This window comes from Micromonospora sp. NBC_01796 (assembly GCF_035917455.1).
Taxonomy (GTDB): domain Bacteria; phylum Actinomycetota; class Actinomycetes; order Mycobacteriales; family Micromonosporaceae; genus Micromonospora_G.
In genome coordinates, this window is the sequence record NZ_CP109078.1 from 1,015,586 (window position 1) to 1,034,997 (window position 19,412).

At 70.8% G+C, this 19,412-nt stretch carries 16 protein-coding genes; 8 read left to right on the forward strand and 8 right to left on the reverse strand.

Annotated elements, in window-relative coordinates; genetic code table 11:
• Positions 1 to 76 precede the first annotated feature (76 nt).
• On the reverse strand, positions 77 to 1,525 hold the full coding sequence (gene hflX / locus OIE47_RS04630) for a GTPase HflX (RefSeq protein ID WP_326560238.1): 1,449 nt from the start codon (positions 1,523 to 1,525) through the stop codon (positions 77 to 79).
• Positions 1,526 to 1,783: 258 nt separating this feature from the next.
• Here hflX and OIE47_RS04635 point away from each other — a divergent pair, with 258 nt between their 5' ends.
• Positions 1,784 to 3,274 carry an NAD-dependent malic enzyme gene (locus OIE47_RS04635; protein ID WP_326560239.1) on the forward strand — a complete coding sequence of 497 codons (1,491 nt, stop codon included), beginning with the start codon at positions 1,784 to 1,786 and terminating at the stop codon, positions 3,272 to 3,274.
• Positions 3,275 to 3,482: 208 nt separating this feature from the next.
• Here OIE47_RS04635 and dapF read toward each other — a convergent pair whose 3' ends face one another.
• Genes dapF through OIE47_RS04650 form a run of 3 tightly spaced genes read right to left on the reverse strand, consistent with a single transcriptional unit; the run spans position 3,483 to position 6,108 of the window.
• A complete protein-coding gene (gene dapF / locus OIE47_RS04640) occupies positions 3,483 to 4,397 on the reverse strand; it encodes a diaminopimelate epimerase (protein WP_326562993.1) in 915 nt (304 codons plus the stop codon).
• Positions 4,398 to 4,426: 29 nt separating this feature from the next.
• The gene (gene miaA / locus OIE47_RS04645; protein WP_326560240.1) at positions 4,427 to 5,347 is read right to left on the reverse strand and encodes a tRNA (adenosine(37)-N6)-dimethylallyltransferase MiaA; all 921 of its coding nucleotides are present in this window, start codon (positions 5,345 to 5,347) and stop codon (positions 4,427 to 4,429) included.
• Positions 5,344 to 6,108: a hypothetical protein gene (locus OIE47_RS04650; RefSeq protein ID WP_326562994.1), complete on the reverse strand. Its 765-nt coding sequence runs from the start codon at positions 6,106 to 6,108 to the stop codon at positions 5,344 to 5,346. Before OIE47_RS04650 ends, miaA begins: the two co-directional genes overlap by 4 nt.
• A 259-nt stretch (positions 6,109 to 6,367) precedes the next feature.
• On the opposite strand from OIE47_RS04650, the gene OIE47_RS04655 reads away from it, so the two are divergent.
• The gene (locus OIE47_RS04655; protein ID WP_326560241.1) at positions 6,368 to 7,576 is read left to right on the forward strand and encodes a DUF349 domain-containing protein; all 1,209 of its coding nucleotides are present in this window, start codon (positions 6,368 to 6,370) and stop codon (positions 7,574 to 7,576) included.
• Positions 7,577 to 7,890: 314 nt separating this feature from the next.
• Complete coding sequence (locus OIE47_RS04660) at positions 7,891 to 9,279, forward strand: pectate lyase family protein (RefSeq protein WP_326560242.1); 1,389 nt, start codon at positions 7,891 to 7,893, stop codon at positions 9,277 to 9,279.
• 77 nt (positions 9,280 to 9,356) lie between these two features.
• On the opposite strand, the gene miaB is transcribed toward OIE47_RS04660, so the two are convergent.
• Positions 9,357 to 10,853 carry a tRNA (N6-isopentenyl adenosine(37)-C2)-methylthiotransferase MiaB gene (miaB, locus tag OIE47_RS04665; protein ID WP_326560243.1) on the reverse strand — a complete coding sequence of 499 codons (1,497 nt, stop codon included), beginning with the start codon at positions 10,851 to 10,853 and terminating at the stop codon, positions 9,357 to 9,359.
• Between the two features lie 151 nt (positions 10,854 to 11,004).
• On the opposite strand from miaB, the gene OIE47_RS04670 reads away from it, so the two are divergent.
• Positions 11,005 to 11,265, forward strand: a complete 261-nt coding sequence (locus tag OIE47_RS04670; RefSeq protein ID WP_326560244.1) for a DUF2277 family protein — start codon at positions 11,005 to 11,007, stop codon at positions 11,263 to 11,265.
• 292 nt (positions 11,266 to 11,557) lie between these two features.
• Here OIE47_RS04670 and OIE47_RS04675 read toward each other — a convergent pair whose 3' ends face one another.
• A complete protein-coding gene (locus OIE47_RS04675; RefSeq protein WP_326560245.1) occupies positions 11,558 to 12,040 on the reverse strand; it encodes a hypothetical protein in 483 nt (160 codons plus the stop codon).
• Between the two features lie 620 nt (positions 12,041 to 12,660).
• Here OIE47_RS04675 and OIE47_RS04680 point away from each other — a divergent pair.
• The 4 genes from OIE47_RS04680 to OIE47_RS04695 are packed head-to-tail and all read left to right on the forward strand — an operon-like array spanning position 12,661 to position 16,124.
• Positions 12,661 to 13,413 (forward strand): amino acid ABC transporter ATP-binding protein, encoded by a 753-nt coding sequence (locus OIE47_RS04680; protein WP_326560246.1) that lies wholly within the window; start codon positions 12,661 to 12,663, stop codon positions 13,411 to 13,413.
• A 58-nt stretch (positions 13,414 to 13,471) separates the two neighbouring features.
• Complete coding sequence (locus tag OIE47_RS04685; RefSeq protein WP_326560247.1) at positions 13,472 to 14,353, forward strand: glutamate ABC transporter substrate-binding protein; 882 nt, start codon at positions 13,472 to 13,474, stop codon at positions 14,351 to 14,353.
• Positions 14,354 to 14,398: 45 nt separating this feature from the next.
• Positions 14,399 to 15,109 (forward strand): amino acid ABC transporter permease, encoded by a 711-nt coding sequence (locus OIE47_RS04690; protein ID WP_326560248.1) that lies wholly within the window; start codon positions 14,399 to 14,401, stop codon positions 15,107 to 15,109.
• 46 nt (positions 15,110 to 15,155) lie between these two features.
• Positions 15,156 to 16,124 (forward strand): amino acid ABC transporter permease, encoded by a 969-nt coding sequence (locus OIE47_RS04695; protein ID WP_326560249.1) that lies wholly within the window; start codon positions 15,156 to 15,158, stop codon positions 16,122 to 16,124.
• Positions 16,125 to 16,256: 132 nt separating this feature from the next.
• Here OIE47_RS04695 and rny read toward each other — a convergent pair whose 3' ends face one another.
• On the reverse strand, positions 16,257 to 18,032 hold the full coding sequence (gene rny / locus OIE47_RS04700; protein WP_326560250.1) for a ribonuclease Y: 1,776 nt from the start codon (positions 18,030 to 18,032) through the stop codon (positions 16,257 to 16,259).
• A 505-nt stretch (positions 18,033 to 18,537) separates the two neighbouring features.
• The gene (locus OIE47_RS04705; RefSeq protein ID WP_326560251.1) at positions 18,538 to 19,389 is read right to left on the reverse strand and encodes a regulatory protein RecX; all 852 of its coding nucleotides are present in this window, start codon (positions 19,387 to 19,389) and stop codon (positions 18,538 to 18,540) included.
• Positions 19,390 to 19,412: the final 23 nt, after the last annotated feature.

Sequence of the window (19,412 nt, forward strand, 5' to 3'; positions counted from 1 at the left end):
AGTGTCGCACGTCGCAGGGACACGGCGGGGAGGCCGTGATCGTTCGGCCCGAAGCTGCCGTTCGGGCAGTTTCAATCTACTCCCCGGAGGTCCGATATGGGGTCAATTCGGCCGCTAACGCCTCGTCGACCCGGACGTGCAGCAGGGTCCCCTCGGCGAGGTGTGTGGTGCCGAGTACCTCGCCACGCCGATGGATCCGGGCGACCAGGTCTCCCCGGGCGTACGGCAGCACCGCCCGCAGCTCGACCGCCGGCCTCGGCAGCCGGGCCTCGATCGTCGCCCGAAGGTCGTCGATGCCCCGCCCGGCCCGGGCCGAGACGAAGATGGCGTCCGGCCACTCACGCTTGAGCCGGAGCAGCATCTCCTCGTCGGCGGCGTCGGTCTTGTTCACCACCAGCAGCTCGGGCAGCTTGTCGGCGCCCACCTCGGCGAGCACCTCACGGACCGCCCGTACCTGCTCCTCGGGATCGGGGTGCGCCCCGTCCACCACGTGTACGACCAGGTCGGCGTCGGCCACCTCCTCGAGCGTCGAACGGAACGCCTCGACGATCTGGTGCGGCAGGTGCCGGACGAAACCGACCGTGTCGGAGAGGGTGTAGACCCGCCCGTCGGCGGCTTCCGTACGGCGGGTGGTCGGGTCCAGGGTGGCGAAGAGGGCGTCCTCGACCAGGACTCCCGCCCCGGTCAGCCGGTTCAGGATGCTGGACTTGCCGGCGTTGGTGTAGCCCGCGATGGCGATCGCCGGGACGGCGTTGCGACTACGGCGGGCGCGCTTGGTCTGCCGTACGGTGCGCATGTTCTTGATTTCCCGCCGCAGGCGGGAGATGCGGTGCCGGATCCGGCGCCGGTCGGTCTCCAGCTTGGTCTCACCCGGACCACGGGTGCCGACACCACCGCCCGCGCCACCGCCGCGACCGCTGCCGCCGGCCTGCCGGGACAGGCTCTCACCCCAACCGCGCAGCCGGGGCAGCAGGTATTCGAGCTGGGCCAGCTCGACCTGCGCCTTGCCCTCCTTGCTCTTGGCGTGCTGGGCGAAGATGTCCAGGATCAGCGCGGTCCGGTCGACGACCTTGACCTTGGTGCGCTGCTCCAGGTTGCGCAACTGGGACGGGGAGAGCTCCCCGTCGCAGATCACCGTGTCCGCACCGGAGGCGAGCACCTCGGCGGCGAGATCCTCGACCTTGCCCCGACCGATGTACGTCGCCGGGTCGGGCCGGGTACGCCGCTGGATCAGCCCCTCGAGCACCTCGGAACCGGCGGTCTCGGCGAGCGCGGCCAACTCGGTGAGCGAGTTCTCCGCGTCGGTCATGGTGCCCTCGGTCCAGACCCCGACCAGGACCACCCGCTCCAACCGGAGTTGCCGGTACTCGACCTCGGTGACGTCGGTGAGCTCGGTGGAGAGTCCGGCGACCCGGCGCAGTGCCTGGCGGTCCTCCCGCTCCATCTCACCGGTGGTGATCTCCTCGCCGAGCAGGGCGTCGAGGTCCTGGTCGGTCAGCGGAGCGAAGCTTTCCTGATTTCGCAAGCGGGTCTCCTGTCCGTTTCATTCCTGGCGTCAATCGTGACACGCTCCGCCACCGATCGCACCGCCATAATCCGTCACCCCGACTGATCGGCCCGTCAGGTACAACCAGGGGGTAACCCGTCAAAAAGGGGCGTTTGCGGGCTGATGAGGGTCGTTTACGGCACTCATGGGGGATGCGCCGGAAGCGGCCCGTACGACGCGGGTAAGAATGCGAAGCGACGGCCGGCCGGCCGTGCCCACCAACGACGGAGGGACCCCGTGACCACCACCCGCCTGCCGAGCGCCGGATTCTCGATCACCATCCGGATCGGCGTCACCGCTGACGCCTCGGCCATCGGCCGGCTCACCACCTGCGTCGGCGAAGCCGGCGCGATCGTCACCGCCCTGGACGTGGTCGATTCCGACCCGACCACGGTGATCGTCGACCTCACCTGCGACACCGCCGACTCCAACCACGCCGACCAGGTGGTGAAGTCGCTGACCGCCCTCGACGGCGTGGACGTCCGCAAGGTGTCCGACCGTACGTTCCTGCTGCACCTCGGGGGCAAGATCGAGGTCACCCCGAAGGTCGCGCTGCGCAACCGCGACGAGCTTTCCCGGGCGTACACCCCGGGGGTGGCCCGGGTCTGCCTCGCGATCGCGGAGAACCCGGCCGACGCCCGTCGGCTCACCATCAAGCGCAACACCGTCGCCGTGGTCACCGACGGGTCGGCCGTACTCGGGCTGGGCAACCTCGGACCGGCCGCGTCGCTGCCGGTGATGGAGGGCAAGGCGGCACTGTTCAAGCGCTTCGGCGGGGTGGACGCCTGGCCGGTGGTCCTGGACACCCAGGACGTGGACGAGATCGTCTCGATCGTGCGGGCGATCGCCCCCGCGTACGGCGGGATCAACCTGGAGGACATCGCCGCCCCGCGTTGCTTCGAGATCGAGGCGAAGCTGCGCGACCTGCTCGACATCCCGGTCTTCCACGACGACCAGCACGGGACCGCGATCGTCGTGCTCGCCGCGCTGACCAACGCCCTGCGGGTGGTGGGCAAGCGCCTCGCCGACGTCAAGGTGGTCGTCTCTGGAGCCGGCGCCGCCGGTACGGCGATCATGAAGCTGCTGCTGCGCCAGGGCGTCGGCGACATCATCGCGTACGACCGGGCCGGTGCCCTGCACCGTGGGCTGGCCGACGGCAACCCGGCCTGGCAGTGGCTGGCCGAGAACACCAACAAGGAGAACTACAGCGGCGACCTGCCCGGAGCGATCCGGGGCGCTGACGTGTTCATCGGGGTGAGCGCGCCGAACCTGCTCACCGGCGACGACATCGCCGGCATGGCGAAGGACTCGATCGTGTTCGCGCTGGCCAACCCGGACCCCGAGGTCGACCCGCGAGAGGCCCGCAAGTACGCGGCCGTGGTCGCCACCGGCCGGTCCGACCAGCCGAACCAGATCAACAACGTGCTCGCCTTCCCCGGTGTGTTCCGGGGCATGCTCGACGCGCACGCCGAGGAGTTCACCGAGGAGATGGCGCTCGCGGCGGCTCAGGCGATCGCCGACGTGGTCGGCGAGGACAAGATCAACCCGACGGTGATCGTGCCCAGCGTCTTCGACTCCCGGGTGGCCACCGCCGTCGCCGCCGCCGTACGCGCCGCCGCCCAGAACCCCGCTCCCGCCCCGGCCGCCGACCCCGGCCCCGCCGACCTCCCCGAGATCGCCGCCACCGCCGCCGCCCCCACCGCCCCCCTAGCCAACAACACCAACTAACCCGCCCACCCCGCCCACCCCGCTCCCTCGCCCGCCCTGCCGTCCCACCCCTCCCGCCCGCGTCGATCTTGCACTTGTGGTGGTTCACAAATCCGAACGAAAGACCTCATTCGGGCGCCACAACTGCAAGATCGACGGGCGGAGGGGCGGGCGGGGACGGGGACGGACGGGGCGCGGGGACGGGGCGGGGGTGTGGGGCAGGAGGGGGTCAGGAGAGGGTGGAGGGGTTCAGGGTGCCTTCGGCTATCAGGAGGGCGGGGCCGGAGAGCCAGGCGCTTTCGGGGTCGACGGTGATGGTGAGGCGGCCGCCGGGTACGTCCACCGCGACCACACCCTCGCTCAGGCCGGCGTCGCGCAGGGCCACCGCTGCCACCGCCACCGCACCGGAGCCGCAGGACAGGGTCTCCGCCGAACCCCGCTCGTAGACCCGCATGAGTACGTGCAGGTCGGTGCCGGCCACCGGCTCGGCCGGGGTGACGAACTCGACGTTGACCCCGGTCGGGAAGAACTCCGCATCGAATCCGGGTGCCCGGGTCAGGTCCAACGCGGACAGCTCCAGCCCGGCCGGCAGGACGCAGACCAGGTGCGGGTTGCCGCAGTCCACCGCCGCACCGGACAAAGTCACCCGCTCGGGCCCGTCCAGCCCGTCGGAGTCGGGCCGGGGGGCGAGGGCGGTGATCGACGTGCTGTCGCCGTACAGCCGGGGGGCGCCGAGGTCGACGGAGATCTCCCGGTCCGCGACCACGCCGCGCCCGACGGTGGCCGGTCCGACCACGGCCCGGACCACTCCGGCGCGGGTGGCGATCGGCAGCCCGCCGTCGGCCGGCTCGGCGAGGCCGTTGTCGAGCAGGTAGCGGGTGAAGACCCGGACCCCGTTGCCGCACATCTCGGCCAGCGACCCGTCGCTGTTCCAGTAGTCCATGAACCACTCGGCGTCACCCGCGTACGCGGCGCCGGCCGGATGCTTGGCCGCCCGGATCACCCGCAGTACGCCGTCCGCGCCGATCCCGCGCCTACGGTCACAGAGCGCGGCGACCAGCGTCGGGGTGAGCGGAAGTTCGCCGTCCGGGTCGGCGAGGATGACAAAGTCGTTGCCGGTGCCATGTCCCTTGGTGAAGTGCACCAGCCCATCATTCCCGATCATCGGCGTGTTCATCCCCGAGCCTGCTCCCGAGCCGCCTCGACGGCCTTCACCCCGGCCTCGACCAGGTCCGACCGGCCCGCGTCGAGCCAGCCGATCCGCGGGTCCCGACGGAACCACTTGCGCTGTCGACGGACGAACCGCCGGGTCGCGTGGATCGTCTCGGCGCGTGCCTGTTCCTCGGTCAGCTCCCCGTCGAGCTGGCGCAGCACCTGCTGGTAGCCGAGCGCCCGGCCGGCGGTCCGGCCCTCGCGCAGGCCCCGGCCGGCGAGTTCGCGTACCTCGTCGACCAGTCCGGCCGCCCACATCAGGTCGACCCGGAGGGCGATCCGCTCGTCCAGGACCGCGGTGTCCCGGTCGACGCCGAGCTGCACCGACGGGTACCAGGGCTTCGGATCCGGGAGGGCGGCGGTGAACGGGCCGCCGGTGAGTTCGATGACCTCCAGGGCACGGACGATCCGCCGCCCGTTGCCGGGCAGGATGCTCTCCGCCGCTTCGGGGTCGACCGCCCGGAGCCGGGCGTACAGCGGCGCCGGCCCGATCTCGGCCAGCTCCGCCTCCAGCCGTGCCCGCAGGGCGGGGTCGGTGCCGGGAAACTCGAACTCCTCCAGCACCGCCCGGACGTAGAGACCGGAGCCGCCGACCAGCAGCGGCACCCGGCCCCGGGCCAGGATGTCGTCGATCGCCGCACGGGCCAGCCGCTGGTACTCGGCGACGCTCGCGGGCTCGGTGACGTCCCAGACGTCCAGGAGGTGGTGTGGGACGCCGGCCCGCTCGGCCGGGGTGAGCTTGGCGGTGCCGATGTCCATGCCCCGGTAGAGCTGCATCGAGTCGGCGTTGACCACCTCGCCGCCGAGGGCCCCGGCCAGGCCGATGCTCAGCGCCGACTTGCCGGCCGCGGTCGGCCCGACGATCGCGACCACGAGACTCATCGCCGCCCCTCCCGCTCCCCGTCGGCCCGCTCCCCGTCAGCCTGCTCCCCGTCAGCCTGCTCGCCGTCAGCCTGCTCCCCGTCAGCCTGCTCGCCGTCGGCCGGGTGCCAGGTGGTCACGAAGTAGCCGACGCCGTACGGGGCGGCGTGGTAGGTCAGCTCACCGCTCCAGCCGCCACCTGCGGCACCGGCGAGCACCTGCCACGGCGCCCGCCCGGCCACCCGCAACTCGGTCGACACCACCGGGTCGAGGCCGAGCAGGGCGTCGACGTCCGCGCGGGCCAGGGCCTCGGCAACCCGATCGTCGTACGCGACCGCGCGCGGGTCGTCGTAGCCGGGTGACTTCTCCCCCCGGCAGGCCGACCCGTCCCCGAGGACGAGCAGCGCGACCCGGGGCCGGTGGTCGGCCAGTTCCGTACCGAGCTTGACGCAGTCCCCGGCGGTTGCCGTGGTGTCGACGGTGTCCAGCCGGAGGTCCGTGCCGGTGACGTCGTGCCGGCTGAGCAACCAGCCGCCGACCAGCAGGCTCAGCGGCCCGAGCGGTCGACGGGCGCCGTCACCGATGGCGAATCCGGTGTCCACTCCCCAGGGCGCGAAGCTGCCGGCGTACGGGGCGGGGAAGGTTTCCGTCCGGTCGCCGCCGCCGAGGACCACCAGCACGTCGGGAGCGACGGAAAGTAGTCGTGTGATCGCGGCGTCTGCGGCGTACCGTAGGTCATCGAGTTCGGCCGCGGCCGAGCCGGCGATCTCGGGCACGATCATCGGTGGGTGCGGGCAGACGGCGGCGGCGATCAGAGACACGCCACCACCGTAGCCGGGTTCGGACCTTACACCCGCTTGCACACCGATCGGCCATGGTCAAGGACACCGTATGGTCACGGTCGACCACAGGCGCTCGACGCGGACCCGGTTGGACCTGTGACAATGCCGGGGAGAAACTTCGCTGCAATATGACTGCGCCGTGGCGGCGACCCCGGGGGACCCCTCTCTTCGGTGGCGCCGGGAGAACGAGGATGGGCACATGAGCGACTGGACGGCCTTCGGACGGGTGGACGCGGACGGCACGGTCTACGTCAAGACGGCCGAGGGCGAGCGGGTGGTCGGTTCCTGGCAGGCCGGGGCACCGGAGGAGGGGCTGGCGCACTTCGCCCGCCGCTTCGCCGACCTGGTGACCGAGGTGGACCTGATCGAGGCGCGGCTCAACTCCGGCGCCGCCGACGCGGCGCACTCACTGGCGAGCGTACGGCGACTGCGTGGCTCGCTGGCCGAGGCGCACGTGGTGGGCGACATCGACGCCCTCGGCGCCCGGCTGGACAAGTTGGCGGGTGTTGCCGACGAGAAGGCGGGCGAGGCCCGAGCGGCCCGCGAGACGGCCCGGACCGAGGCGCTGGCGCGCAAGACGGCCCTGGTCGAGGAGGCGGAGAAGCTGGCCGCCGAGTCGACCGGCTGGAAGACCGCCGGTGACCGGCTCAAGGAGATCCTGGACGAGTGGAAGACCATTCGTGGGGTCGACAAGAAGACCGACGGTGAGCTGTGGAAGCGGTTCGCCGCCGCGCGCGACGGGTTCACCCGCCGCCGGGGCGCTCACTTCGCCACCCTCGACGCCCAGCGCAAGCAGGCCCAGGGCGCGAAGGAGGAGCTGGTCACCGAGGCCGAGTCGCTGGCCGAGTCGACCGACTGGGCGGCGACCGCGAACCGGCTCAAGGACCTGATGACGGAGTGGAAGGCGGCTCCGCGCGCCTCGAAGGAGGCCGAGCAGAAGCTCTGGGACCGGTTCCGGGCCGCCCAGGACGCGTTCTTCTCCCGGCGGAGCGAGGTCTTCTCCGCGCGGGACAACGAGCAGCGCGGCAACCTGGAGCGCAAGCAGGCCCTGCTGGCCGAGGCCGAGGCGCTGGACGTGGACACCGACCCGAGGGCCGCGCAGGCCAAGCTGCGGGAGATCCAGGGGGCGTGGCACGACGCCGGCCGGGTGCCGCGCGAGGCGGCTGCCGGGCTGGACCGCCGGCTGCGGGTCGTGGACGAGAAGGTACGGCAGGCAATGGACTCGGCGTGGCGGCGTACCGAGCCGTCGGCCAACCCGTTGCTGGTGCAGATGCGCGACCAGGTGGCCGAGGCCGAGCAGCGGCTGGCCCGGGCCCAGGCGGCCGGGGACGCCAAGCGGATCCGGGAGGCCGAGTCGGCGCTCGCCGCCAAGCGTCAGTTCCTCCAGCTCGCGGAGCAGGCGAGCTGACCCAACCGCACCGCCCGGTGACACCGGGCAGCCCGGGGGCCTCCTCCCACCGTCGATCGGTGGTGAGGGGGCCCTTTCGCCTGTCTGGTCCGAGGTGAGGCTTTACATCGATTCAAATCCATGGTTGCATCAGGAAAGCGCTTGCCTCGGGCATGTGAGCGCGGGAGCCAATGCTTCGACCACGGTTCGATCCGTACGGCGGGTAAGCCGGACGACGTCGATCCGGTGGATCACCGGCACCGCCTTGGGCACGGCCACCGGAGCTGATCCGCCGCCCGGCGCCGCTTTCCCGCCAGTCACCAAGGAGAGCCACCATGCTCGCACGACGGCGCCGGATGGCGCTGTTCAGCACTGCCGCCGCGGCCACCCTGACCCTCGCCGCGACCGGAATCGTCACCGCCGTCAACGCCCACGCCGCCGCCGGCTGCCAGGTCAGCTACTCGGTCGGCGGCCAGTGGCCCGGCGGCTTCAGCGGCAACGTCACCGTCACCAACCTCGGTGACCCGCTCGCCGGTTGGACCCTGCGCTGGTCGTACGCGGCCGGGCAGCAGGTGACACAGGCCTGGAACGCCACCGTCACCCAGAGCGGCGCCCAGGTCAGCGCGGCCAACGTCGGTTACAACGCCAACCTCGCCACCAACGCCAGCGCGTCGTTCGGCTTCAACGGCACCTGGAACAACTCCAGCAACCCGGCGCCGACCGGCTTCACCCTGAACAACGTGGCCTGCACCGGCAGCGTCGGGCCGACCACCCCCGGCACGAATCCGACCACTCCGGGGCCGAACCCGACCACACCCCGGCCGACCACGCCACCGCCGACGACCGGCCCGACCCTGCCCCCGCAGACCGGGCTGGTCGGTTGGGCCACCCAGAACGGTGGCACCTCCGGCGGTGGCAGCGCCTCGCCGATCACCGTCTCCGACTCGGGTGCTCTGACCAGTGCTCTCGGCTCCACCAGCGCCTCGGTCATCCGGGTCTCCGGCACCATCTCCTGCTCCGGGATGCTCCGGGTCCGGTCGAACAAGACCATCCTCGGCATCGGCTCCGGCGCCACCATCAACGGTTGCGGATTCAACATCAACGGCGACCGCAACGTCATCATCCGCAACCTCAACTTCCGCGGCTGGGACGACGACGCCATCAACGTCCAGGAGTCGGCCACCAACATCTGGATCGACCACAACAGCTTCACCGACGGCTACGACGGCGCCGTCGACGTCAAACGCGGCTCCGACTTCGTCACCATCTCCTGGAACCGCGTCTACGGCCACGACAAGTCGATGCTGCTCGGCCACAGCGACGACAACGCCAGCCAGGACATCGGCCACCTGCGGGTCAGCTACCACCACAACTGGTTCGACGGCTCGAACCAGCGACACCCCCGCGTCCGGTTCGGCAACCCGGTGCACGTCTACAACAACTACTACAACAACAACGGCGGCTACGGTGTCGCCTCCACCGAGGGTGCCGGCGTACTCGTCGAGGGCAACTACTTCGAGAACACCGACGACCCGTACCACCTCGGTGAGGGCGACTCCGGTCCCGGCACCCTGGTCGCCCGGAACAACCACTTCGTGAACTCCGGCACCGGCCAGACCGGCGGCAGCGTCGCCAGCATCCCGTACTCCTACCAACTCGACACCGCCAGCAGCGTCAAGTCCATCGTCACCTCGGGCGCCGGCACCGGCCGGATCGGCCTCTGACCGCGTGACGAAGGGCCCCTCGTACATCGGAATCCGACGTGCGAGGGGCCCTTCCTGACGCTTCGAAGACCCGGGGGTCAGCGCTCGCAGGCGCTCACGGCCGGGGTGGCGGCGAGCGGCGGTACGCCGATGGTGGGCAGGCCGAGCGACACCGCCGACGTACGCGGAACCCGACCGGCCTCGTACGCGTCACCGGCCCGCGTCCGGCGGTGGTGAAGCGGCGCCCCGTCGGCGTTGAGGTGGTGCGGCGCCGCGTAGGTCACCACGGTGTGCACGACGTCACCCGGTCGGATCGACCCGGCGTCGGGACCACCGTCGAAGTGCACCAGCCGGCCGTCGCGGGCCCGGCCGGACATCCGCCCGGTCCGCTCGTCCTTGCGCCCCTCGCCGACCGCGACCAGCAGTTCGACCGGTTCGCCGACCAGCTTCTTGTTCTCCGCCCAGGTGATCTCCTCGACGGCGGCGATCAACCGCTCGTACCGCTCCTGCACGACCTGCTTCGGCAACTGGCCGTCCATGGTCGCGGCCGGGGTACCGGGACGCTTGGAGTACTGGAACGTGAAGGCGGAGGAGAACCGGGCCTCGCGGACCACGTCGAGGGTCCGTTCGAAGTCGGCCTCGGTCTCGCCGGGGAAACCCACGATGATGTCGGTGGTGATCGCCGCGTCCGGCATGGCCGCCCGGACCTTCTCGATGATCCCCAGGTAGCGGTCCGACCGGTACGAGCGCCGCATCGCCCTGAGTACGTCGTCGGAGCCGGACTGCAACGGCATGTGCAGGGAGTGGCAGACGTTCGGTGTCTCCGCCATCGCCGCGATCACGTCGTCGGTGAAGTCCTTCGGGTGCGGGCTGGTGAACCGGACCCGCTCCAGCCCGTCTATCTCACCGGTGGCCCGCAGCAGCTTGCCGAAGGCGAGCCGGTCACCGAACTCCACCCCGTACGAGTTGACGTTCTGCCCGAGCAGGGTTACCTCCAGTACGCCCTCGGCGACCAGGGCGCGTACCTCGGCGAGCACGTCGCCGGGGCGCCGGTCCTTCTCCTTGCCGCGCAGCGAGGGCACGATGCAGAAGGTGCAGGTGTTGTTGCAGCCGACCGAGATCGACACCCAGCCGGCGTAGGTCGACTCGCGCCGGGTGGGCAGGGTCGACGGGAAGACGTCGAGGGATTCGAGGATCTCCACCTCGGCGCTGGAGTTGTGCCGGGCCCGTTCGAGCAGCACCGGCAGCGAGCCGATGTTGTGGGTGCCGAACACAACGTCGACCCAGGGTGCCTTCCGGACGATCTCGCTGCGGTCCTTCTGCGCCAGGCAGCCGCCGACCGCGATCTGCATGCCGGGGTGTTTGTCCTTCACCGGGCGGAGGTGACCGAGGTTGCCGTAGAGCCGGTTGTCGGCGTTCTCGCGTACGGCACAGGTGTTGAAGACCACCACGTCCGGGTCGTCGACCTCGGCGGCACGTACGTAACCGGCCTGCTCCAGCAGGCCGGAGATCCGCTCCGAGTCGTGCACGTTCATCTGGCAGCCGTAGGTCACGACCTTGTAGCTCTTCGACACTGTCGCGCGCCCCTCTCCCACGGCCACCAAGCGTAGCCGTCCGCCTCGTCCCGCCCAGGTCGGGTGGGTGCGCCGGCGCCGCCCGGCGGGAACGGCCGGCACCGCCGTACGCCCCTTCGGTGGCAGAGTATGCGCAGGGAGCCCCGACCGGCGGGCCGGACCAGGAGGAACCATGTGCCGCAGCATCAAGACCCTGCGTGAGCCGTACGCCGAGGAGGTCACGGTGGCCGACATCGAGGCGGCGGCGTTGCAGTACGTACGGAAGATCTCCGGCTTCCGTGCACCGGCGGCCCACAACGCGGCGGCGTTCCAGGCCGCGGTCGACGCGGTGGCGGACGCCACCCGGACCCTGCTCGACCAGCTCGTGGTCCGGGGCAGCAGCCCGGCCCAGGCCGGCGCGGCGGACACCCGGACCGCCACGAACGCCGGCTGACGGCGGCCCGACCCGTCCAGCCGGGTCGGTCCGCCGGTTGGACCGGCACCAGCGTTCGCGACCCGGTTGGCGGAGGACGGTGCCACCGCTTCGTCGGGCGGCCGTGTGCCCGCCGGGCCTCGTCGAACGGTCAGGCAGCCCGCGCGACGGCCAACCAGCGGCGGGCCGACAGCTTCCGGCCGGGTCAACCTCTGGCCCCGGCCGGGTCAGGCTCGCTCACCCGCCCGGTCAGGCTCGCCGCGAGCCCCCGTAGGCCCGACGCGCGGGCCGTGGGTCGCGTCCGCCGTGCGGGTCAGGCGGCGGCGAGGGCCGGGACCACCGAGTCCGGCCCCCACTGCGACTGGTGGCACTGCGACCAGGCCCGGCACCGTGGACTGTGCGCGCTGCACAGGCGAAGGTTGCTCAGGATGTCGCCGTCGTCGTCCTCGCGGACGTCGAGGTGCACCGGCCGGATCGTGCCGTCCGAGCCGACCAGCAGGTGCCGGCCGGGGTCGAGGGTGTCGTCCGCGAGCAGGCACGGCCGGCCGAGTCGTCGGGCGAAGGCCGCGATCACGGCCACCTCCGGCAGCCCGTCCGGGATGCCGTAGCAGTCCACGGAGGTGGGAAACTCCCCCGGCCTGGGCCACACGTCGCACACCACCGCGTCGTGCGGCAGCCGCGCCGGGTCGGCCGTGCTCAACGGCACCACCGCCGAGCCGAGTACGTCGGTGAGCGCGGAGCAGACCTCCGCGACGGTCATGCGGTCGTCGATCTTCCAGTTCCACAGCTCGGTCACGCCGCCTCCTCGCTGTGCGCAGCCACGGCCGCAGCAACGGCCCCTACTGACGATGGTGACCGGCAGCCGACGCCGAGCGGGGCTAAGTTACCGGTCTGTGACCATTTCTGCCGAAATCCGCCTATCCCATTACCTTGTGTAATCGAGTGGTGACACTCTACCGCTCCCGATTTCCGGCCGCACTCACTTAGCGTATTCCAGCCGCAGCAGTAGGTTTACCGACACTCGGCGTCCCCGTACCGGCCGCGATCGGGGGCGCGGGAGGGACCGTACGGGACGGTGCCAGGTCGCCGATCCGACCTCCCGGCGGCCGTCATGGTCCGACCCGGAGACGGGCGGGTGCCCGGTGGTCCTCCCGGTCCGTAAAACCGACGCGGTCGAGCACCTCGCCTGGACAGGTCCGGTTCCTGTCCGCCTCCGACAGGGTTTGCGCAGGCCAAGCCCTGTACGTCGGTCGTCCGAAGCGGACCGTACGGGTGGACCCGGCCACCTCATGGTCCGGATCGCGTTACCGCCCCGTGACCAGATCGTTTGCGTCGCCGCACGTCAGGTCCCCTACAGTTGCCTAACCAAAGCAGACTGGGGTCCACGACAGGACCACAGACCAGACAGGTGGGGGCATGACCGCGGCGACCGACCAACCGCTCATCAAGCTTGACGGGGTCAACAAATGGTTCGGCCCGCTCCATGTGCTGCACGACGTGAACCTCTCCGTCAATCGCGGTGAGGTGGTCGTCGTGATCGGGCCGTCCGGCTCCGGCAAGTCGACGCTCTGCCGGGCGATCAACCGCCTGGAGCCGATCAACTCGGGCACCATCATCTTCGACGGCCAGCCGCTGCCGGCCGAGGGCAAGGCCCTGGCCCGCCTGCGCAGCGAGGTCGGCATGGTGTTCCAGTCGTTCAACCTCTTCGCGCACAAGACGATCCTGCAGAACGTCACGCTAGGGCCGGTCAAGGTACGCAAGGAGAAGCCGGCCGCCGCGCGGGACCGCGCCCTGGCACTGCTGGACCGGGTGGGCATCGCCAACCAGGCCGACAAGTACCCGGCCCAGCTCTCCGGTGGACAGCAGCAGCGGGTGGCGATCGCCCGCGCCCTGGCGATGCAGCCGAAGGCGATGCTCTTCGACGAGCCGACCAGCGCGCTGGACCCGGAGATGGTCGGCGAAGTGCTGGACGTGATGACCTCGCTGGCCCGCGACGGCATGACGATGGTCGTGGTGACGCACGAGATGGGCTTCGCCCGGCACGCCGCGAACCGCGTCATCTTCATGGCCGACGGCCAGCTCGTCGAGGACGCTCCGCCGGAGGAGTTCTTCGCGAACCCCCGCAGCGAGCGGGCCAAGGACTTCCTGTCCAAGATCTTGACGCACTAGGCGTCCAGTGTGGAGCGCCCCGGGTGGGGGCGACCGTTCGTCGAAGAAGGAGATGTACATGCGTATCTCGCGAGTGGCCACGCTGGCCGCGGTCGCGGCCCTGACCCTGGGTGTTGCCGCGTGCGGCGGTGACGACAGTGACGACGCCGGCACGGCGCCCGAGAGCAAGAGCTTTGCCGCCGGCAGCACGATGGAGAAGCTGAACAAGGCTCAGAAGATCGTCATCGGCACCAAGTTCGACCAGCCCGGCTTCGGGCTCAAGGGCCTGGACAACAAGCCGGCCGGCTTCGACGTGGAGATCGGCAAGATCATCGCGACCGAGCTCGGCATCCCGGAGAGCAAGATCGAGTACATCGAGACCCCGTCGGCCGTCCGCGAGGAGGTCCTCGAGCAGGGCAAGGCCGACATCGTGGTGGCGACGTACACCATCAACGACAAGCGCAAGGAGCGGATCGACTTCGCCGGTCCGTACTACGTCGCCGGGCAGCACATCATGGTCAAGGCCGGCGACTCCAGCATCACCGGCCCGGACTCGTTCAAGGCCGGCGGCAAGAAGGTCTGCTCGGTCGCGGGTTCGACGCCGGCCGCGAACATCGAGAAGTACCTGGCCGACAAGGTCGCCCAGCTGGTGGTCTTCGACGTCTACCAGAAGTGCGTCGACGCGCTGACCGGCGGTCAGGTCGACGCCGTCACCACCGACAACGTGATCCTCACCGGCTTCATCGCAAAGAACGAGGGCAAGTTCAAGCTCGCCGGCCAGAAGTTCACCGACGAGCCGTACGGCATCGGGGTCAAGAAGGGCGACACCGCCTTCCGTGACTTCATCAACGACACCCTCGAGAAGATCTACGCCGACGGCCGTTACGCCAAGGCGTGGACCGAGACCGCGGGCAAGTTCGACTCGGCCGTTCCTACCGGCCCGAGCATCAACCGGTACTGAGTTTCACCGCTGGAGCTGGAGGGTGACCATGAGAGAGGCTTGTCCGTGAGTGTGCTCGTCGACAACTTCGACGTCTTCGCCGGGGGACTCTGGGTCACCTTCCAGCTCTGTGTGTTCGCCGCGATCGGTGCCCTGCTCATCGGCACCCTCGTGGCGGTCATGCGGATCGCGCCGGTGCCACCGCTGCGGTGGATCGGCACGGCGTACGTGACGGTGTTCCGCAACTGTCCGCTGACCATCGTCCTGTTCTTCGCCGCCTTCGCGCTGCCGGCGCTCGGGTCGAACGCCGATTTCCTGCGGATACCGGGGCTGACCTCGATCTCCAGCCGGCTCGGCAACGACCTGCCGTACTTCCGGTTCGCGATCATCGCGCTGAGCCTCTACACCGGCGCGTTCGTCTGCGAGGCCATCCGCAGCGGCATCAACGCGGTCTCGCCCGGTCAGGCCGAGGCCGCCCGGGCGATCGGCCTGACCTTCACCCAGAACCTGCGGCTGGTGGTGCTGCCGCAGGCGTGGAAGTCGGCGATCGTGCCGCTGGGCAGCGTCATCATCGCAATGATCAAGAATTCCGCGCTGGCCGGCTTCTTCGGCGTGGTCGGCGACCTTTCCAGCTCCGGCACGAACCTGACCAGTCAGGGCGGCGAGCCGATCATCCCGGTGTTCGTCGGCATCTGCATCGGCTTCCTGCTGCTGACCGTGCCGCTCGGCCTCCTGCTGGACCGGGTCGAGCGACGCCGGGCGGTCGGGGTCCGATGAACGAGCGAAACATCGAGCGGTACGCGGCGCACGGCGAGGACTCGGCATGAACCAGCAGCAATCGGTGCTCTACGACAACCCCGGCCCGCGCGCCCGGCGGATCACCCTGATCGGCAGCGTGATCGCCGTCGTCGGCATCGCCGCCGCCGTCTACTTCCTCGTCTACCGGCCGCTGGAGGAAAACGGCCAGTTCGAGATGGAGAAGTGGGGACCGCTGGTCGACCCGAACAACGAGGTCTTCCCGCTGGTCTGGGCCCGCCTGCGGGACGGCTTCATCGCCACCCTCACCGCCGCCGGCCTGGCGGTCGTCGGCTCACTGGTCGTCGGCATCGCGCTGGCCGTACTGCGGGTCCAGCTCAAGGCGCTGCGGGAACGCCGTTTCGTCGGTCTGCCCGTCCCGGCCGCGCTGGCCCTGCGCGTGCTGAGCTGGCTGCTCAACGCGATCACCCGGTTCTGCGTCGAGGTCTTCCGGGGCCTCCCGGTCGTGATCACCATCTTCTTCGTGGCGACCGCCCTGCCCGACCTCGGTATCGACTTCGGCGACCGGCTCTGGTACCTGGTGCTCGGCCTGACCATCTACAACAGCGTGGTGATCGGCGAGATCCTGCGCTCCGGGATGGAGGGGCTGCCCGGCGGCCAACGCGAGGCGGCGCTGGCCTGCGGCCTCAGCTCGTTCCAGATCACCCGCATGATCCTGCTGCCGCAGGCGCTGCGCATCATGCTCCCGGCGCTGATCAGCCAACTGGTGGTGGTCCTCAAGGACACCTCGCTCGGCTTCATCATCGGCTACGAGGAGGTGCTCCGGGTCAGCGCGTTCCTGATCGGGAACCTGGAGAACCCGATCCAGGTGTACGCCGTGGTCGGTGCCATCTACATCGTGCTCAACTACCTGCTCTCCAAGCTCGCCGAGTACGTCCAGCGCCGGCTCGCCAGGGGACGCAAGACGAAGGGTCTGCCCCCGATCGACGTCATGACGCCGGCCCGCGCCGGCGCCGACGGGAGCGGCGCCGCCTGAACCGAACGATCCGTACGACCGAACCCGGGTCCAGCCCCACGGCTGGCCCGGGTTTCGTTCTGTCCGGGACGGCTACTCTGCCCGTTCAGGGGCGCTGCCGGCACCGGGCCCCGCCGGTCGGCGGGCGGTCCCTCAGCGGGCGATCTCGGTGACCCGGGACTCGCGTACGACGGTGACCCGGATCTGACCCGGATAGGTCAGCTCCTCCTCGATCTGCTTGGCCACGTCACGGGCCAGCACGGCGGCACCGATGTCGTCGACGTCGTCCGGCTTGACCATCACCCGGATCTCCCGGCCCGCCTGCATGGCGAAGACCTTCTCCACTCCGGACTTGCCGCCGGCGATCTCCTCGATCCGCTCCAGGCGCTTGACGTACGCCTCCAGGCTCTCCCGACGCGCGCCCGGCCGACCACCGGAACAGGCGTCCGACGCCTGGGTCAGCACCGCCTCGATGGTCTGCGGCTGCACCTCGTTGTGGTGCGCCTCGATCGCGTGCACGACGTCGTCGGACTCACCGTACTTGCGGGCCAGGTCGGCGCCGATCAGCGCGTGGCTGCCCTCCACCTCGTGGGTGAGCGCCTTGCCGATGTCGTGCAGGAAGGCACACCGCTTGATCGTCGGCGCGTCCAACCGCAGTTCCGACGCCATGATGCCGGCGATGTGGGCGGTCTCGACCAGGTGCTTGAGCACGTTCTGCCCGTACGACGTCCGGTAGCGCAGCCGGCCGAGCAGGGTGACCAGTTCGGGGTGGATCTCGGTGATCCCGACCTCGACCAGGGCGTCCTCGGCGGCCCGCTGGCAGAGCCGCTCCACCTCGTGCCGAGCGGTCTCGAAGACCTCCTCGATCCGGTGCGGGTGGATCCGACCGTCGAGGACCAGCTTCTCCAGGGTGAGCCGGCCGATCTCCCGGCGTACCGGGTCGAAGCAGGAGAGCAGCACCGCCTCGGGGGTGTCGTCGATGATCAGGTTGACGCCGGTGACCGATTCGAAGGCGCGGATGTTGCGCCCCTCCCGGCCGATGATCCGGCCCTTCATCTCGTCACCGGGCAGGTGCAGCACGCTGACCACACTCTCGGCGGTCTGCTCGCTGGCGACCCGCTGGATGGCGTCCACCACGATGTGCCGGGCCCGCTGGTCGGCCGTGTTGCGCGCGTCGGCCTCGATGTCCCGGACCAGGATCGCCGCCTCGCGCTTGGCCTGCCCCTCGATCGCCTCGACCAGCTCGCCACGGGCGGCGTCGGCGGTCAGGCCGGCGACCCGTTCCAGCTCCCGCTTGCGCTGCTCCTCGGCCTCGACCAGGGCCGCCTCCCGGAGGCCCAGGGCACCCTCCCGCTCGGCCAGTTCGGTCGTGGCGGTGGCCAGCCGGCGTTCCCGCTCGGTGAGCCGCTCGACCTCCTCGGTGTGCAGCCGCTCCCGCTCGTCCATCCTGGCGGCCCGCCGCTCGACCTCGACGGCCTGTTCCCTGGTGGTGGCCGCGAGGGAGGCGATCTCCCGCTCACCGCTGCGCCGGGCCGCGGTTCGTACCTGCTCGGCGTCGACCTCGGCCTGCCGGTGCGCCCGGTCGAGCACGGTGTCCGCCTCGACCCGGGCCGCGTCCAGCACCCGCCGGGCCTCGGCCCGTGCCGCGCTCGCCTCGGCCTTCGCCGCGGCTGCCTCGGCCCGAGCGGCGGCGGCCGCCGATTTCGCCGTGTCCACCGTCGTGTACGCCTCGTCGGCAGCGGACCGCAGGGCCGCGAGGGACTGCTCCTGGCGGTCCTTCTCTGCGACGAAGGCGGAGTCGTCCGCCGCCGGTCCGGCCCCGGTGAGGCCGATCCGGCGCAGCGCCCGCGCACCCAGGACCAACGCGGTGAGTACGAGGGCGGTCAGCACCGCGATCGCGGCGAGCAGCCCCCACTCGAGCGCGGTCATGCCGACGCCTCACAGCGACTTGTACCGATGCCCCTGCGCCGCCCGGTCATGGCCGCCTCCCCTCACCGTCCCGGCGCCGGAGGGTCGCCCTCCTGGTGACGCGCCCTACGGCTGTCGAGACGCCCGACCGAGGCGGCTGGCCGAGGATAGGTTCCATCGGCGGTGTGTTGGTACACCGCCGAAGGCCGGGAACCGTGTCATCCCGTTACCGGATCGGCCTGTCCGGTAACGGGCTATCTGGCCCCTGAACTGGCCAAAGTGATGCCGTACTGTTACGCGATCTATGTTGTGCGTTTAGCCTGCGATGGTCGGGCAGTCTCACCTGTAACGCGAGGCTAGGTCGCGAGGTGCCCTTCGGTCAAGGACTCATGATCCAGCATGAGTCGGACGTACGGCACACGGATGCCTACCCGCAGCTCATGACGGGTGGGGCATACCCGGACGAGCCCGGCCGGTCGGAAGCCCTCACAGACCCCGTCACGTCGGTTGCCGGCGTCCGGCGGCGCTACTCCCCCGCCCGGGCGTCCCGGTCGACCTCGGACTCGGCGTCGGCGAGCGCGTCCGGGTCGATGTATTCGGCGAACTCGGCCGCCTCGGCGCTCTGTGCCGCCAACGCGTCCTTCACCGCCCGGATCGCCACACCGGGGGGATAGCCCTTGCGGGCGAGCATGCCCACCAGCCGGCGGAACACCGCGTCCGGGGCGCCCCGCGCGGTCCGCAGCTTGCGGTCGACCAGGGTCCGGGCGGTCTCGCTCTCGGTCGTCTCGTCCAGCTCCTCGAGCGCCTCGGCGGCGACGTCGCGGTCCACCCCGTGCTGGCGCAGCTCGTTGGCGAGCGCCCGGCGGGCCAGGCCCCGGCCCTGGTGGCGACTGGTCACCCAGGCTCGGGCGAAGGCGGCGTCGTCGATGATGCCGACCTCGTCGTACCGGTCGAGCACCTGGTGGGCGACCTCTTCGCTGATGCCCCGTCGGGCGAGTGCGGTCGCCAGCTCGGCTCGGGTACGCGGACGCACGGCGAGCTGGCGCAGGCAGATCTCCCGAGCCAGTTCGCCCTCGTCACGGGGCGGCCCGGCCTCGGCGGTGTCCCCGCTCCGGCCACGCCGTCGACCGCCGAAGCCGCCCGGCTGTTCCGCCCCGGCCCCGTCGGTACGCCCCGACGACGTCGACGCGCCCTCCGGCCAGCCCTGATCGTCCTCGGACCAGCCGGTTGTACCGGTGTCACCGGTCGCGGCGAGGTCGCCGCCCGGATCGGCGCCCGCGGACCGTCCCCGCCGCGAGCGCCCCACTGTCCCGCCGCCCGATCGGGGCGGTGCGGCATCCCAGCCACGCCCCGACCTGGCCCCACGTCGTCCAGCCATGATGGAGAGGAAGACTCAGCGAC